The 16,404-nt window shown below is 69.0% G+C and carries 13 protein-coding genes and 3 pseudogenes; 4 read left to right on the top strand and 12 right to left on the bottom strand.

Annotated elements, in window-relative coordinates; translation table 11 throughout:
- Positions 1-76 precede the first annotated feature (76 nt).
- The 5 genes from OG202_RS42705 to OG202_RS42685 form a co-directional block, all read right to left on the bottom strand.
- Positions 77-1,255 carry an XdhC/CoxI family protein gene (locus OG202_RS42705; RefSeq protein WP_328224495.1) on the bottom strand — a complete coding sequence of 393 codons (1,179 nt, stop codon included), beginning with the start codon at positions 1,253-1,255 and terminating at the stop codon, positions 77-79.
- A gap of 145 nt (positions 1,256-1,400) precedes the next feature.
- Positions 1,401-3,596: a xanthine dehydrogenase family protein molybdopterin-binding subunit gene (locus tag OG202_RS42700; protein ID WP_328224494.1), complete on the bottom strand. Its 2,196-nt coding sequence runs from the start codon at positions 3,594-3,596 to the stop codon at positions 1,401-1,403.
- Complete coding sequence (locus OG202_RS42695; RefSeq protein ID WP_326574347.1) at positions 3,593-4,573, bottom strand: FAD binding domain-containing protein; 981 nt, start codon at positions 4,571-4,573, stop codon at positions 3,593-3,595. Before OG202_RS42695 ends, OG202_RS42700 begins: the two co-directional genes overlap by 4 nt.
- A 12-nt stretch (positions 4,574-4,585) precedes the next feature.
- The gene (locus OG202_RS42690; protein ID WP_327726637.1) at positions 4,586-5,254 is read right to left on the bottom strand and encodes a (2Fe-2S)-binding protein; all 669 of its coding nucleotides are present in this window, start codon (positions 5,252-5,254) and stop codon (positions 4,586-4,588) included.
- A gap of 360 nt (positions 5,255-5,614) precedes the next feature.
- Positions 5,615-6,469 carry a helix-turn-helix transcriptional regulator gene (locus tag OG202_RS42685; protein WP_326574349.1) on the bottom strand — a complete coding sequence of 285 codons (855 nt, stop codon included), beginning with the start codon at positions 6,467-6,469 and terminating at the stop codon, positions 5,615-5,617.
- Between the two features lie 895 nt (positions 6,470-7,364).
- On the opposite strand from OG202_RS42685, the pseudogene OG202_RS42680 reads away from it, so the two are divergent.
- Positions 7,365-8,406, top strand: a pseudogene (locus tag OG202_RS42680) (transposase); the annotation flags it as partial.
- Positions 8,407-8,486: 80 nt separating this feature from the next.
- Here the strand turns inward: OG202_RS42680 and OG202_RS46670 are convergent.
- From OG202_RS46670 to OG202_RS42650, 7 genes and pseudogenes are all read right to left on the bottom strand, one after another.
- Positions 8,487-8,531, bottom strand: a pseudogene (locus OG202_RS46670) (hypothetical protein); the annotation flags it as partial.
- Positions 8,532-8,720: 189 nt separating this feature from the next.
- Complete coding sequence (locus tag OG202_RS42675; protein ID WP_328224493.1) at positions 8,721-9,590, bottom strand: helix-turn-helix transcriptional regulator; 870 nt, start codon at positions 9,588-9,590, stop codon at positions 8,721-8,723.
- 104 nt (positions 9,591-9,694) lie between these two features.
- Positions 9,695-10,033, bottom strand: coding sequence for a MoaF-related domain-containing protein (locus tag OG202_RS42670; protein ID WP_327726639.1), 339 nt, complete (start codon positions 10,031-10,033; stop codon positions 9,695-9,697).
- A gap of 39 nt (positions 10,034-10,072) precedes the next feature.
- Positions 10,073-10,774, bottom strand: a complete 702-nt coding sequence (locus OG202_RS42665) for a type 1 glutamine amidotransferase domain-containing protein (protein WP_327726640.1) — start codon at positions 10,772-10,774, stop codon at positions 10,073-10,075.
- 27 nt (positions 10,775-10,801) lie between these two features.
- Complete coding sequence (locus OG202_RS42660; RefSeq protein WP_327726641.1) at positions 10,802-11,191, bottom strand: nuclear transport factor 2 family protein; 390 nt, start codon at positions 11,189-11,191, stop codon at positions 10,802-10,804.
- A 35-nt stretch (positions 11,192-11,226) separates the two neighbouring features.
- Positions 11,227-11,823, bottom strand: coding sequence for a flavodoxin family protein (locus OG202_RS42655; RefSeq protein ID WP_327726642.1), 597 nt, complete (start codon positions 11,821-11,823; stop codon positions 11,227-11,229).
- Between the two features lie 215 nt (positions 11,824-12,038).
- Positions 12,039-12,915 (bottom strand): annotated as a pseudogene (locus OG202_RS42650) (helix-turn-helix domain-containing protein).
- 367 nt (positions 12,916-13,282) lie between these two features.
- Here OG202_RS42650 and OG202_RS42645 point away from each other — a divergent pair.
- The 3 genes from OG202_RS42645 to OG202_RS42635 all read left to right on the top strand — a co-directional run bounded on the left by OG202_RS42645 (position 13,283) and on the right by OG202_RS42635 (position 16,380).
- Positions 13,283-14,299, top strand: coding sequence for a zinc-dependent alcohol dehydrogenase family protein (locus OG202_RS42645; RefSeq protein ID WP_328224492.1), 1,017 nt, complete (start codon positions 13,283-13,285; stop codon positions 14,297-14,299).
- 88 nt (positions 14,300-14,387) lie between these two features.
- Positions 14,388-14,759 carry a DUF2255 family protein gene (locus tag OG202_RS42640; RefSeq protein WP_326584605.1) on the top strand — a complete coding sequence of 124 codons (372 nt, stop codon included), beginning with the start codon at positions 14,388-14,390 and terminating at the stop codon, positions 14,757-14,759.
- Positions 14,760-14,793: 34 nt separating this feature from the next.
- Positions 14,794-16,380: a Na+/H+ antiporter gene (locus tag OG202_RS42635; protein WP_326584606.1), complete on the top strand. Its 1,587-nt coding sequence runs from the start codon at positions 14,794-14,796 to the stop codon at positions 16,378-16,380.
- Positions 16,381-16,404: the final 24 nt, after the last annotated feature.

The following is a 16,404-nucleotide window of genomic DNA, read 5'->3' as shown; positions in this document are numbered from 1 at the left end:
ACACCGCCTCAGATGGGGCCGCCGGGCCTCGTCGCTGCCCCGGCACACCATTGATCATCCGCGAGACCGTGCCGCTTCACACACCGGCACGTGCGGCTGTCCCATCGAGCGTGGGCAGGGCATCGGTCGCGCCTGGCGACGGGGGCATCGCACGATGGATCGGTCCCGTTCGCCGGGAGAGGGGCAGGCCGCTTCCGAGGTTGGTGGAGGCGATGATCTCCGCCACGATGGAGACAGCTGTCTCTTCCGGTGTGTGAGCCCCCAGATCGAGGCCGATCGGCGAGTGCAGGCGGGCGACGAGAGCGTCGGACATGCCCTGTTCGCGCAAAAGGCGGAGACGCTGTTCGTGTGTGCGCCGCGATCCCATGGCCCCGACATAGCCGACGGGCAGATCGAGGGCCAGCCGTAGCAGGGGGATGTCGAACTTGGCGTCGTGGGTGAGGACGCAGACGGCGGTGCGGGCGTCCACGCTCGTGCGCTCCAGGTAGCGATGGGGCCAGTCGACGACGACCTCGTCCGCGTCCGGGAAGCGTGCCGGTGTGGCGAAGACGGGGCGAGCGTCGCACACGGTGACGTGATACCCGAGGAAGCGGCCGGCCTGGCTGAGCGCGGCGGCGAAGTCGACGGCACCGAAGATCATCAGGCGGGGGCGGGTGGCGGCCACATGGACGAGGACGGACAGCCGGTCCGGGCAGGTGTCGGCGTCTCCGCCCAGCTCGACGCGCGCGGTGCGTCCGGACCGGAGCAGGGCGCCCGCCTGTGCGGTCACCGCGCGGTCCGTCGGCCCTCCGTCCAGGGTTCCGTAGGAGGCGGTGCCGTCGGCAAGGACGCAGACCATGCGGCCCAGCAGGTCGTGGCGGCCGTCGACGACCTGCGCCACGGCGGTCGGCCTGCCCTGGACGATGTCGTCCAGGGCAGCACCGAGATGCGGTTCGGTGGCCGGGTCGATGCGCCGGACGAGGACATCGAGTTCGCCGCCGCAGGTCAGTCCGACGGCGAAGGCGTCGTCGTCGGAGTAGCCGAACCAGGCGCGCTGGACAGGACCCTCGTCGTGCAGGACCTGTCGGCACAGGTCGTAGACCGCGCCCTCGACGCAGCCGCCGGAGATGCTGCCGACCGCGTTGCCGTCGGCGTCCACCGCGACCGACGTGCCGATCGGCAAAGGAGCGCTGCCGGTGACGTCAACAACGGTGGCCAGGGCGAAGGGGCGTGCTTCGCGGCACCAGCGGTGCAGTGTGTCCGCGATGTTCAGCATGAGTCTTTCTCCGTGGTTCGCCGGGGGAACGTGGGGCGGGCCGCCGCCGCGCTGCGGGGGAGCATCTGTGCGCGGCGGCGACCCTGTCTGGCCCGGCAGCCGGACAGTGGAGCTGCTGCCGGACCGGTCGATGGGCGTGCTGAGGTCAGAGCAACGCCTCGGCCGTGATGGGCAGTTCACGCACCCGGCGGCCGGTGGCATTGAAGACCGCGTTGCCGATCGCGGCCGCCACGCCCACCTGGACGACCTCGCCGAGCCCCTTCACCCCCAGCGCGTTGCCGTCGTTGTCCTCGCCGTCCAGGTAGATCGCCCTGACCTCGGGGACGTCGGCGTTGACCGGGACGAGATAGTCGGCCAGGTTGGCGTTGACGATCCGTCCGTCGCGGTGATCGGTGGCGGTGTGCTCCAGCAGGGCCGTGCCGATGCCGCCCACGATGCCGCCGAACGCCTGGCTCTCGGCCAGCTTCGGACTGATGATGCGGCCCGCGTCGTACACCCCGAGCATCCGCCGCACCCGCACCAGGCCCAGGGTCGCGTCCACGGCGACCTCGGCGAAGGTGGCGTTGTAGGCGTGGTAGGAGCGCCGTGCAGGACTGGGCGGCCCGGCGTAGGAGCCGCTCGCTTCCAGATGCGAGCGGTCGTTGCGGGCCAGCAGGCTCCGGTACGTCTCGCCGCGCGCCTGGTTGCCCTGCACGTGCAGCCGGCCGCCGCGCACCACCACATCGCCGGCGTCCACCCCGTACAGCGGTGACTCGCGGTCCTCGACGGCCAGCTTGATCGCCTGCTCGCGGACCTTGTCGCAGGCGTCGACGACGGCGGTGCCGACGCTGGCCATGGTGGCCGAGCCGCCGTGCGGGCCGGTCGGCGGATAGAGGGAGTCGCCGAGCCGGAAGGTGACCGTGCGCATGGTCAGCCCGAGGGCGTCGGCCGCCACCTGGGTCTGGGAGGTGTAGGTACCCGGCCCCATGTCGCTGGTGGCCGCCTCGACCACGGCGGTGCCGTCGGCATCCAGACGCGCCCGGGCCTCCGCGGGGAAACGCCCGGGATCGTAGACACCGGCGGCCATGCCCAGACCGATCAGCCAGTCGCCCTCGCGCCTTGATCGCGGCCGGGCGGAGCGGCGGCTCCAGCCGAACTCCCGGGCGCCGATCGTGTAGCACTCGCGCAGCCGCCGGCTGGAGAAGGGCAGGTTGTTGGACTCGTCCTCGCTGGGTTCGTTGCGCCGACGCAACTCGATCGGGTCGAGGCCGAGTTCGTGCGCGAGTTCGTCCATGGCCGACTCGATGGCGAACGACGCCGTGGCGAGACCAGGGCCGCGCATCCAGATCGGGGTGTTCACGTCCAGGGAAACCTGCCGGTACGCCTGGCTGACGTTCGGCATGCTGTACATCATCTGCCCCGCCGCCATGACGGCCTCGGTGAACGTCTCGTACGACGAGGTCTCGGCGTCGATGTCGTGGATCGCGGCGGACAGCCGGCCGCGCCGGTCGCTGCCGAGGCGCAGCCGGTACTCGTACGACGGCCGGTAGCCGGTGCCGAAGTACATCTGCCTGCGGCTCAGCACCAGCTTGACCGGACGCTTCGTCTCCCGCGCGGCCAGGGCGGCGACGATCGTGTGCGGCCAGCAGCGCAGCCCGCTGCCGAAGCCGCCCCCGACGAACGGGTTGATGACCCGCACCGCGTCCGCCGGCAGGTCGAACACGGCGGCGAGCTCGTCATGGGTGCCCACCACCCACTGCGTCTTGTCCCAGACAGTGAGCTTGTCGCCGTCCCAGCGGGCGATGGTGGCGTGCGGCTCCATCGGGTTGTGGTGGTTGCGCGCCAACTGGTAGGTCAGGTCCAGGCGTACGGCCGAGGAGCGCAGGCCCGCTTCCGCGTCACCGCGCGCGTAGTCCGTCGGCTCGTCCCGCTCGGCCTCGTGCAGATCGGTCGAGGGTTCCTCCGCGTCATAGCGGACCTTGACCAGACTCGCCCCGTGCTGCGCGGCCTCCAGGGTCGTGCCGACCACGACGGCGACCGGCTGACCGTGGAAGAGCACCCGGTCGTCCTGGAACACCCGCAGTCTGCGACCGGGTGGGTTGTTGGAGCCGGCGTTGTCGCGGTAGGGCAGTTTCGGCGCGTTGCCATGGTGGATCACCCGCAGCACACCCTGATGATTCTCGGCATCACCGGTGTCGATGGAGGTGATACGGCCCCGGCCGATGCTCGCGTCGACGATGACGGCGTGCACCACCCCGTCAACGTCGTGCTCGGCGGCGTACACCGCCTTACCCGTGACCTTCAGCCGGCCGTCCACCCTCGACAGCGGCGCGCCTACGGCTGCCTGCGGCTGGGGGCTCACTTCGTACCTCCTACGATGCGCAGCTGACGCTCAACGGTCCGTTTCAGCAACTCGACCTTGAAACGGTTGTGGTCAAGGGGACGGGCACCTGCCACCGCCTTCGCGGCGGCAGCCTTCCACAACGCCCCCGAGGGACGCTCACCGATGAGGTGCCGCTCGACTGCGGACAGCTTCCACGGCACCGTGCCCACTCCCCCGGCCGCCACCTTCGCCTCCCGGATCACCCCGCCGCGCACATGCAGGGCGACAGCCGCCGACGTCAGGGCGAACTCGTACGACTGCCGGTCACGCACCTTCAGATAGCCCGACCGCAGGGGACGTGGAAGAGCCGGGATCTCCACTGCCGTGATCAACTCTCCCTTTCGGAGGGCTTGTTCGCGGTTCGGAGTAGTGCCGGGCCGCAGCAGGAAGTCGGCGAAGGGGATACGGCGTTCCCCGTCCGGGCCGAGCAGGTGCACGGTCGCCTCCAGCGCCGCGAAGGCCACGGCGACGTCGGAGGGGTGGGTGGCCACGCAGGAGTCGGAGGTGCCGAGGATCGCGTGCGTGCGGTTGTGGCCGTTCAGCGCGGCACAACCCGACCCCGGATCACGCTTGTTGCAGTCGGCCGTCACATCGCGGAAGTACGTGCACCGGGTGCGCTGCATGATGTTGCCGCCGATGGTGGCCATGTTCCGCAGCTGCGCCGACGCGCTCAGCTCCAGCGCCTCGGAGATGACCGGGTACGTGGTGCGCACCTTCCGGTTCGCGGCCGTCTCGGCCATGCTCACCAGCGCACCTATGCGCAGCCCGCCGCGCTCGGTGACGGTGACCTCGTCCAGCGGCAGACCGGAGATGTCGACCAGCGCCTCGGGACGCTCGACGGTCTCGCGCATCAGGTCGACGAGTGTGGTGCCCCCGGCGATGTAACGGCCGCCGCGCCGACCGGCGTCGAGGGCTTCACGGGTGTTCGCGGCCTTCGTGAAGGAGAAGGGATGCATGTCAGCGGCTCCTTACTTCCGGCCGGCGGTCTGGTCGACCGCGCGCACGATCTTCACGTAACAGCCGCAGCGGCAGATGTTGCCGCTCATCCACTCGCGGATCTCCTCCGGCGAGTCGGTGTGGCCCTCCTGGATGCAGCCGACGCCCGACATGATCTGGCCCGGCGTGCAGTAACCGCACTGGAACGCGTCCTGCTCGATGAACGCCTTCTGCAACGGGTGCAGTTCGTCACCGTCGGCCAGGCCCTCGATGGTGGTGACCTCGGCGCCCTCCAGGCGGACGGCCAGCGTCAGACAGGAGTTGACCCGCCGGCCGTCGACCAGCACCGTGCACGCACCACAAGCACCCGCGTTGCAGCCCTTCTTCGAACCGGTCAGATCGAAGTGCTCACGCAACAGGTCCAGCAGCGAGGTGCGGTTGTCCACCGCCACGGTCCGGCGGGTGCCGTTGACCGTCAGAGAGACACGGCTGGACGGGGGCGCCTCGGCGGCAGCCACCTCCTCCCCGGCGGTGAGCAAGGACCCACCGATCACGCCACCGACGACGACGGCACCACCGACCGCGGTACTGGTGGCGATGAAGGTGCGTCGTGTCGGCGCGGTGCGGGCCTCGGAGTCGGTGGACTCGGTGGAGGCGGTGGAGGGTGGAACATCTGGGTCAGTGAACTCAGGGGAGGACATACATAGGCCTTCGGACTCGGTGGATGGGGCACCTGGCCTGCACGGCGACAGGGAGCTGGGCGAATCCCACGACTTCGTCACCACCGCGTATTCAGAATGCGCACATGCTGTGCGACCGCGGTTGGTCACGCCCCGAAGTCTTGCACCACCGGCATCACCCATGGGAGGGAGAGTTTTCTCCCCGGATATTCTTCCCTCGAAGGGAACTCTGCTCCGCTTGCCCGGCAGTGGAACAGATCAAATCGGGTGTGGCACTATCGAGCAACGACCGCAGCCGAGAAAGATGTAGCATTCACCAATTCGCCGAGCCCATGATGTCTCACGTTGGGTGTCCGGCATGGCTCGGATGCATGCAGCCGCTCATGCCTCCGACGGCCGCGCAGTCCAGGCCTGGAGAAGACGCAGGTTGTCGTGAGATGCCGTTCCTGGTTCGGCGGTCCAGATCACCAACTGCTGCTCGCCATCGGTGACGCTGGTGAAGCTGTCCCAGTCAAGGGTGACGTCCCCGACGACCGGATGCCGCAGGGTCTTCGTTCCCACGCTCAGCACCGTGGCGTGCTTCGCTCCCCACCATCGGCGGAAGTGGGCGTCAGCCACCGACAGTTCACCCACGAGCTCGGTCAGCTGCGCGTCTCCGGGGCACTTGGCGCCCTCCATCCGCAACTGCGTGACGCACGCGTGGGCGACACGCTCCCAGTCCGGGTACAGCACCCTCATGGCGGGCTCGGTGAAGAGCAGCCGGACAAAGTTCCGCTTCTTGACCGGGATTTGGGAGAAGTCGGTGACCAAGGCGGCGGCCAACGAGTTCCAGGCGAGGATGCCCATGTACCGGCCCAGCACCAGTGCCGGGGTGAACGGGATATCGTTGATGAACCGCTGCACCTGAGGCTGAACCTTCTGCGCCGGGCGTCGGCACACCTTGACTCCCACCTCGCCCGCCAACTCGAACAGATAATCCCGCTGTTCGTCATCCAGGTGCAGGACACGGACGAGCGTCGCAAGCACCACCGCCGACGGCCGTACTACACGCCCCTGCTCAAGGCGCGCATAGTACGGGCTGCTGAGCCCGGCCAACCGGGCGACCTCGTCCCGCCGAAGACCTGGCACGCGCCTCGGCGCTCCCGACTCCGGCAGCCCTACCGTGCGCGGGCTCAGCTCCGCTCGCCGGGCTCTGAGAAACGCACCCAGCTCGTTCAAATGTGTGCTGCTCTCCATGCAAGTCACTCTCACACGAAATCCCCACATTGTGAGGGGGGCGTTTTCATCCCAGGATGGCCTTGCATTTCATTCACACCAGCTGACGGGATCAGTCGAGCCGAGAGGAGCGGCAGACTCCGGGCGTGCGCGGCGGGTCCGAAATAGGGTTCCTGACGCGGCCGACATCGATGAATCCGAACTCGATTCGACACGGCATCTCGCGAGAATTCTCCCCACTCGCATCCGGCACGTTACTGGTTATGGCCGCGAGTCTGCCACCGTTCACCCGGGCAGAGGGAGGGACAGTTTTCTCCCTGGATGATGTGATCCCGGGACCACGTTTTCCCTTTTGTGGGCACGCGCGACAGTCGCAGGGGCATCGGCGCGGCCCGGGACCGGCTCAGGCTACTGGAGGACATCCCCTTGGAGTCCCCCACCCCGTGGGCCGTCCTCTGTTCGTTGCCGAAAGGCGTGTGGCGCGCGAACGAGGCGAGGAAGGACGCGGGGGCGGATGCCACTTCCCCAGCAGCGGTATGAGGCCGGTCGGCATTTCCACAGCCCCCCATGCCCGTGACGGCGTACCCGGCTCCCTGCCCGCGAGCGTGATCGCCCCTCCATGGGGGCGGCATGAATGAGCAGACGGATACTCTCTGTGCCCGACGGCCGGCCGCGCCCGGATTCGCCGCCCTCGCTTCGGCACGGCCTTTCAGGGCGAGCCGAAGGGGGACCACGCTTCCCGGGAGATCCCTTCCAACCCGCCGGAGGACATGACCAACGCCGCCGCTTAGCTTGGCGTTCAACCTCGCAGGTCACCCGACCTGCTGATCTGCGGTTCCTCCCGGGACAGCAGGGGCGGCCGTCCTCCACGCTTCGAGATGTCGAGTCATGAAGCACGAGAGAACGGCCGCTGCGTATGAGTCTCCCGGTCGACGCGCCCGCAGGCGACGCATGGGGCATCCTGTCCCGCTTTCGGGTCGAGTTCGACGAATGCCTCTACGCCCGAGCGGACGCGCTCTTCGAGCTCACGGACGCGGTGTTGTGCGCGGACGGGCCGGTGAGTTCGCTGGTCGAGCTGTCGCTGGCCCTCAAGCACCGGCGCGGGCACGGTGCGCTGTACGCGGCGGTGGACCGGGGTTGGCCGGAGCCGACGCGGTTACGCCGCACGCTGGCCGGCCTGCCGCTGCCGACGGCGGCCGACGGCAGGGTCGTGCCGGCCGTGGACGTGAGCAACTGGCTCCGCCCCGATGCCCCGACCAGCGACGACCGGCTGTTCTGCCATGTGTACGGGCGTGGCGACCGCAAGACGGACCAGTTCGTGCCGGGCTGGCCGTACTCCTTCGTCGCCGCGCTGGAGTCCGGCCGCACCTCCTGGGTCGCGCTGCTGGACGCCGTGCGCCTGGGGTCCGCCGACGACGCGACGCTCCTGACCGCCGCCCAACTGCGCGGCGTCGTCGAGCGGTTGATGCAGGCCGGGCACTGGCGGCCGGGCGACCCGGAGATCCTGATCGTGATGGACGCCGGCTGCGACGTCACCCGTCTCTCCCACGCCCTGGCCGACCTGCCGGTCGTGCTGGTCGGGCACCTGCGCTCGGACCGGGTCATGCTCCGCGACCCGGGCACCGCGCGCTTTGGCCCGAAGGGCGGGCGGCCCCGTCGGCACGACGGCGTCCTCACTTTCCCAAAGCCCGACAGCCGGCACCAGCCCGACGTCACCACAGCTACGGACACCACCCGCTACGGCAACGCCGAGGCGCCGGGCCTGGGACCGGATGCACCCCAGACTCACCCACCGCGGCCCCTGGCTGGACCACGCCAAGGAGGAACTGCCCGTCCTGCACGGCACGTTGGTGCGCCTCGAAGTCGAGCGCCTGCCGGGCGACCGCGACCCGAAACCGGTCTGGCTGTGGTGCTCAGCCACCGCCGCCACACCGGCGGACGTGGACCGCTGGTGGCAGTATCGGCAGTTCCGACCAGTCTCCGAACACGGTCCGGCCATCTTGTTCCAGGCGAGGATGTCCGAGCGCCGACCGATGATGTAGGCCGGGACGCCCTCGATCGAGTCGAGCGACTGCCGCAGCACACCGCGCACCCGCTGGGTCTGCGCCGCCGCCGGCTTCTTGTGCTGCTTCAGCGGGTGACGTGGCTGTGCTCGGCCTCAGCACCCGGGCGATGGCGTCCAGCACCGAGTGAAGAAGGGAGAGCCCTTTCCTGTATGCGCGCTGCGTAGGAGAAAGGACTCTCCCATTTCTCGGAGGAATACTGGGGACGGTCAGGCGGAGCTGCCGCTGGTCATGTGGCTGGGGTCGGCGGCCCAGGACGCCAGCATGCGCAGGCTGTCGTGGGTGGGCGTGCCGGATTCGGCGGTCCAGACGATGATCTGCAGGTCGGGGTCGGCGGCCCACGTGACGGCGTTCCAGTCGAGATGCAGGTCTCCGACCACGGGGTGGTGCAGGTGCTTGGTCCCGGTGTCCCGGACGGCGACGTTGTGGGCGCCCCACCATTGACGGAACTGGTCGTCCCGGACCGAGAGTTCGCCGACCAGAGCGGCGAGCCGCGCGTCCCCGGGGTTGTTCGTGTTGTGCATCCGCATCTGGGCGATGGCGAGCCGGGTGACGCCCTCCCAGTCCGCGTACAGCCGGCGCATCATGGGGTCGGTGATGAGGAGCCGTATGTAGTAGCGCTGCTTCTCGGGGATCTTCGCGAAGTCGGTGATCAGGGCGGCGCCCATGGCGTTCCAGGCGACGATCTCGGTGCGCGGTCCGATCACGAAGGCGGGGGTGTGCGCCATGTCGTCGAGCATGCGCTGCAACTGGGCCTGGATCCTGGGGCGCGGCTGTCGGCGGTGCGGGCGGTATTCGTCCTTGGCCGCGAGCTCGTACAGGTAGGCGCGCTGGTCGTCGTCCAGGTGCAGCACCCGGGCCAGGGACTCCAGCACGGACGGTGAGGGCTGGATACGGCCCTGTTCGAGGCGGGCGTAGTAGTCGGTGCTGATGGCCGCAAGTACGGCGATCTCCTCACGGCGCAGGCCCGCGACACGACGCGGGCCGCCGTCGGGTAGGCCGACGGCGGCCGGGTCGAGCTCGGCACGGCGTGCCTTGAGGAATTCCCCCAGATCATGGCGGTGAGGATCGCGGTTCATGCCATCACCCTGCCATCGCAGAGCAGTGTTGTCAGGGGGAGAGATCTGTCCCTGGAAGCCTCACCGCCAGGATGATGCGCGGCCTGCGGCTGACATCCACAGGTTCAGCGGACGCGGCTCCACTTTCCATGGAGCTGGACGAATTCGCCACCGATGACGGAGCTGGCCATGCAGGTCCCCTCGGTGTAGTCCTCGATGTGGGTGACGTGGTCACCGGCGTCGGGCTCGGTCCAGCGCACGACGTACAGGCCGTCGCGGAGCTGGGTGGTGGTGTACTCCATCGTCTGCTTCCGGCCCTTGATGGCACCGCCCGTCACCTCGAAGGTGACCTGGGTCGCCGAGTCGAAGGTGATCTCCACGGTGAAGTGGCCGAGCGGCGTGTCCGGGCCGAGGTCCGCCAGCCAGGTCTGCCCCACGCTGGGAAGGGTCACGTTGCTGTCCATCGGTACTGCCTCTTTTTCTTTGAGCGGCGGTGCGGGGTGTCAGCCGAGGGCCTTGACGACTTCCTGGGCGAGCGGGACGGCCGAGGCGGGGTTCTGGCCGGTGATGAGGGTGCGGTCCACCTCGATGTGGGGGGCGAAGTTCTCCTCGCCCTTGTGGTAGTCCGCGCCCACGTCCGCGACGAGACGGTCCTGGAGCAGCCACTTCGCCCGGTCGGCGAGACCGTTCTGGATCTCCTCGGAGTTGGACAGTCCGGTCAGGCGGTAGCCGTGGAACGGGGACTTGCCGTCGGCGTCCACGGTGGACAGCAGGGCGGCCGGGCCGTGGCACACGAGCGACACGATCTTGCCGGAAGCGAGCCAGTCGCTCAGCAGCCTGCCGGCCGCGGGGTCGTCGGACAGGTCCTCCATCGGGCCCCAGCCGCCGGGGACGAAGACGGCGTCATAGTCGTCGATCCGGACGTCCTCGATGCGGATCGGGTTCGCCAGTTCGGTGGCCTCGCGCAGGGCGGTCTTCATCTGCTCGGCGCCCTCCTCGCCGCCGTTGAATTCAGGCGTCAGGCTGAGCGCGTCGGCGGTCGGCGGGACGCCGCCCGGGGTGGCCGCGGCGACCTCGTAGCCGGCCTCCTTGAAGACGCCGTACGGACCGATGGCCTCCTCGGCCCAGAAGCCGGACGGCTGCTCGAACCCGTCGGCCAGGGTCCAGTGGTCGGCGGCGGTGATGAGGAAGAGGATCTTTGCCATTGGGTTTCTCCCTGGAAGTGAGTGCGGTCAGCCGTTCGCGGCCTGTTGGACGACGTGGCTGTCGGCGGCCTGGATCAGGTGGGTGAGCTTGCCGCCACCGACCGTCCACAGGTGGATGAAGCGCGCGTCCGATTCCTGGCCCGACTTGGACACGGCGTGGTAGTGGCCGCGGACGAAGACGTGGTCACCGGAGCCGTAGAACTCCTCGGGCACCGCGCCGAAGGAGGTGAAGTTGGGCGCGAGCCGGCCGAAGAAGTCGGCCCCGGCACTCGCCCAGGTCTTGTAGACGCCGCCGTACGGAAAGCCGGGGGTGATGTCCCAGACGACGTCGGGGTCGATGACCTCGGCGGCCACGTCCGGAGCCATACCGGAGTCGTAGAGCCGACGGACGAGAGCGACGTTCGGGGAGTCGGACATGATGATGCTCCTTGGATGTGTGTGGACGGTCTGTCTCAGGCGGCGAGAGCGCTACGGCCGGCCAGGAAGAATGCGGTCTGCTGCGCGACGCGGGCACCGAGGCCCTCGGCGGTGGCGATGTCGGACTTGTGGACGGCCTCCGGGCCGGCGTCGACCGGGGTCTGGGCGCCTGCGCCGACGAAGTAACCCAGACGGTTGATGTCGTCCTCGCTGCCTTCGGTGGAGGCCCAGCCCGGCTGCACGCCGAGGCTGACCCAGTGCATGCCGTGCTGGGCGGCCATGGTGAAGAAGTAGCCCAGGGTCGAGGACTTGTCGCCGTTCTTGGCACCGGAGTTGGTGAAGCCGGCGGCTATCTTGTCGGCCCAGGTCTGGGTGTACCAGCGCTTGCTGCTGGCCTCGGCGAAGGTGTGGAAGGCGGCGGAGGCGGTGCCCATGTAGGTGGGGGCGCCGAAGATGATCGCGTCTGCGGCGTCCAGTTGCGTCCACTGCTCGTCGGTGATCGTGTCCACGGAGATGGAGATCACCTCGGCACCGGCTTCCGCGGCACCGCGCGCCACGGCCTCGGCCATGACAGCGGTGTGGCCGTAGCCGGAGTGGAACGCCACGGCGACCGCGGGGCGGGAGGAAGACATGACGCTATTGCTCCTCGAAAAGGATTGTGCGAATCGTGCTCTGAAAAAAGCATGGCACGCAATTCGACTGCGAAGGTAGGAAGGATCTGTCCCTGGTCGGGAACTGTTCTTGGCTGGGAGGAAGTGCAAAGGCGGCACGCAGGAATCCCAGTGGCTATTTACACTGGGATCCCTCTGTCATTTCCCTGTGCGGGCGGGAAAGGCGACAGCACCCGTCAGCTGAGGGTGTCGACCGCGGAGTCGTCGTGCTGGGTCGCAGCCCAGGAGGAAAGGAAGCGCAGCCCCTCGTAGGTGCGCGAGTCGGGTTCGGCGCTCCAGACGATCAGCTGCTGGTCGGGGTCGGCCACGCAGGTGAGGGCGTCCCAGGCGAGGGTGAGTTCACCGGCTTCCGGGTGGTTGAACATCGTGGTGCCTCCGGGGCGGGGGGCCACATGGCGGCCTCCCCACCACTGACAGAACTGGTCGTCCTGGACCGACAGCTCACCGACGAGGGCGGTCAGTCTCCGGTCGTCGGGGCAGGCCGCGGCCTGCTGTCGCAACACGGCCACAGCGTTGCGAGCGGAGTCACTCCAGTCGGCGTACAGCGTCCGCATGGCCGGATCGGTGAAGAGCTGCCGGGCGTAGTTGCGCTGCTGCTTGGGGGCCTTCGCGAAGTCGGTGCCGAGCAAGGCCGTGGCCATCGGATTCCACGCCAGGATGTCCAGGTACCGGCCCAGGATCATGCCGGGGGGCGACGCTGAGCTCGTTCAGCACGGTATGCAACCGGGGGTGCGCCTTCTGCGGAGCACGCCGCCGCGCCCCGCCGGCCTCCCTTCCGGCCAGCTCGAACAGACGATCCCGCTGGTCGTCGCTGAGGTGCAGGGCGCGAACAAGCTCGGACAGCACGGACGCGGAAGGGGTCATGCGACCCTGCTCCAGGCCGGTGTAGTAACGGGTGCTGATGGCGGCCAGCACGGCCACCTCGTCCCGGCGCAGGCCGGCCACGCGCCTGCGCCGGTCGGTTTCGGGCAGACCGACCGTGCGGGGGCTGAGCTCGGCCCGGCGGGCCTTGAGGAATTGCCCCAGCTCCTTACGGTGCGCACTGCTGTTCATACTGGCCAGTGTGCGCTGTCCGCCACTTTGCTGGGTAGGAAGGTTTTATCCCTGGTTACTTCTTCCCTGGGGTGAAATTCTCCTGTGTACGGGCCCTGCGGGCGGTGACAGCAGCGAGAGACCGGCAATTCTTTTTCACAGGCCGTCGACGCTTCCGTATACCCCATTGGCCATCATCGAGGAATCCGTCACGTCCGGGTGTCACCGCTGCCCAAGCAGCAGCGCCACAGCAACGCACGAAGAGAAGCACGATGGAACTCCTGAAGCGGCCGCCGACCGGCAAGGGCCACCCACCGGCGCGAAGACCCCACCCGCGCCACCCCCACCGGAGCCACCCCCACCCGAGAAACGCATCAGGAGAAAAGACATGCGAGCAACTGTGATCCACGCCCCCGGTGACATCCGGGTGGAGGACGTCCCCGAGCCCAAGATCGTCAAGCCGACGGACGCGATCATCCGTACGGTTGCCACCTGTGTGTGCGGCTCGGACCTGTGGCCCTACCGAGGCGCGGAACCCGTCACCGAACCCCACCCCATGGGCCACGAGTACGTCGGTGTCGTCGAGGAGGTCGGCAGCGAGGTCACCAACGTCAGGCCGGGACAGTTCGTGGTCGGCTCCTTCGCCACCTCGGACAACAGTTGTGCGAACTGCCTGAACGGCTGGCAGTCCTCCTGCCTGCACCGCGAGTTCATGTCCACCTGCCAGGCCGACTACGTCCGCATCCCCAACGCCCACGGCACCCTGGTCGCCACCGACGAGCACCCGTCCGGCGAGCTGGTGCCCGGCCTGCTCGCCGTCTCCGACGTGATGGGCACCGGCTGGTACGCCGCCCTCGCCGCCGAGGTGAAGCCCGGCTCGACGGCCGTGGTGGTCGGCGACGGCGCGGTCGGCCTGTGCGGTGTCATCGCCGCGCGCGAGCTCGGCGCGGAGCGGATCATCGCCATGAGCCGCCACGAATCGCGACAGAAGCTGGCTACGGAGTTCGGTGCCACCGACATCGTCAGCGAACGCGGCGAGGAAGGCATCGCCCGCGTCAAGGACCTCACCGGCGGTATCGGCGCCGACTCGGTCCTGGAGTGCGTCGGCACGGCCGAGTCCATGCGGCAGGCCCTGCACTCGACCCGTCCCGGCGGCAATGTGGGCTTCGTCGGCGTCCCGCACGAGGTTTCGGTCGAGGGCCAGGAGCTGTTCTTCTCCCAGGTCGGCCTGCGCGGCGGCCCCGCCCCCGTGCGCCGATACCTGCCCGACCTGATCGACCGGGTCCTGACCGGCCTGATCAACCCGGGCAAGGTCTTCGACCTCACCCTGCCCCTGGACCAGGTCGCCGAAGGCTACAAGGCGATGGACGAACGCCGCGCCATCAAGACCCTCCTCACGCCCTGACGCGCCGCCTCGTGGCCATGAGCTGCCCCAGCCTGTGCTCACGCCCACGGGAGCACACCCCATCGAACGGTCGAGAGGAGGCAAGCCCATGACGACCTGGACGAACGACGAGCTGACCCGGATCGGGCACGCCGAGGAACTTCGGATCGCCCCCTCGCGCAGCGACGGAACGCCGCGCACACCCGTGCCGATCTGGGTCGTCCGCGACGGCGACGACCTCTACGTCCGCTCCTTCCGCGGCAGCGACGGCGCCTGGTACCGCGCGGCCAGGGCCCGCCACGAGGGCCGTATCCGCTCCGGCGGCGTCGACAAGGACGTCACTTTCGTCGAGGTCACCGACCCCGGCGTGAACGACCGCATCGACACCGCCTACCGCACCAAGTACGGCCGGTACGGAGCGAGTTACGTCAATCCCATGGTGGCATCGCGGGACACGACCCTGAAGCTCGTACCCCGCTGAACGGCAGCTCTTTCACCCCTCCAGGAGAAACACCTTGCTCGGTCTCGAACTCGTCGTGGTCCTGGGCGTGGCCGTGCTGGTGGGCAACGCCGTGGGACAGCGCCTCGGCATCGCCCCGCCGGTCGTCCTGCTCGTGACAGGTGTGCTCCTGGGGTTCGTCCCGGCGGTGCGGGAGGCGCACCTGCCCCCGGAAGTCGTTCTGTTGCTCTTCCTTCCGGTCCTGTTGTACTGGGAGAGCCTCACCACCTCCCTGCGGGAGATCCGCACCAACCTGCGCGGCATCCTGCAGCTGAGCACCGTACTCGTCATCCTCACGGCCTGGGCCGTCGCCGCGGCCGGGCATGCCCTCGGCCTGCCGTGGGGGCCGGCGTGGGTGCTCGGCGCGGCCATGGCGCCCACGGACGCGACGGCGGTCGGTGTCCTGGCCCGCGCCCTGCCGCGCCGCCAGGTCACTGTCCTGCGCGCGGAGAGCCTGGTCAACGACGGCACGGCTCTGGTCATCTACGGCCTCGCCGTCGGCATCACGGTCGGCGAGGAACACCTGAGCGTCCCGCACGTCGGCGGGCTGTTCCTGCTCGCCTACGGTGGCGGAGCCGCGGTAGGCGTGGCGGTCGCGTGGGTCAACATGAACCTGCGGCGCCGCCTGACCGATCCCCTGCTGGGCAACCTGGTCATGATCCTTGCGCCCTTCACCGCCTACCTGCTCGCCGAACTCATCGAAGCCTCCGGCGTCCTCGCGGTGGTCGTCAGCGGTCTGATCATGTCCCAGGTCGCCCCGCGTATCATCCGAGCCGAACACCGCACGCAGGCACTGGCGCTCTGGCCGCTGGCCACCTTCATCATCAATGGGGCGCTGTTCGTCCTGGTGGGGGTGGAACTGCAGTACGCGGTCCGCGACCTGGGCCGTGCCGATCTCCGGGACGCGCTGATCGCGGTCGGTGTCATCTGCGTGGTACTCGTCGCCGTGCGCTTCGCGTTCCTGTACGCCTCCACCTACCTGGTCCGCGCGCTCGACCGCCGCCCCCGGCAACGCATGCTCCGCGTAGGTCACCGGACCCGGGTGGTCAGCGGGCTGGCCGGCTTCCGGGGCGCGGTCTCGCTCGCGATGGTGCTCTCCGTGCCGCAGACACTTGACTCGGGCGAGCCGTTCCCCGACCGCAGCTTCATCGTCTTCGTCACCTCCGGCGTCATCCTCGTGACGCTGGTGGTGCAAGGCCTGCTGCTGCCGGTGGCGGTGCGCTGGGCGAAGCTGCCACCCGACACCGCGGTCGACGACGAACACGGCCTCGCGGAGGCCACCGCCATCGAAGAGGCGATCAAGGCGATACCCCGACTCGCCGCCGGCCTGCAGAGCGATCCGAAGATCGTCGAGTGGCTGCGGCAGGAGTACGAGGCCCACCTGGCGTCCGTCCGGGCCCGGAGCGCGGGCGCCCACGACGACCCCGCGGTGCTCCAGCACCAGGACTACCTCGCGCTGCGCCTGGCCCTCATCGCCAACAAACGCGCCACCGTCGTACGGCTGCGCGACGAGCGCCAGATCGACGACACCGTACTGCGCCGCCAGCAGGCCGCCCTCGACAGCGAAGAGATCCGCCTGTCGGGAGGCGCGGCGGTCGAATGACTCATCTCTGAGGAAGGACTTCCC

It is taken from the genome of Streptomyces sp. NBC_00310 (assembly GCF_036208085.1).
In the GTDB taxonomy this organism is placed as follows: Bacteria; Actinomycetota; Actinomycetes; order Streptomycetales; family Streptomycetaceae; genus Streptomyces.
The sequence above is the reverse complement of the archived record's forward strand: the minus strand, read 5'-3'. Positions and strand labels throughout refer to the sequence as shown.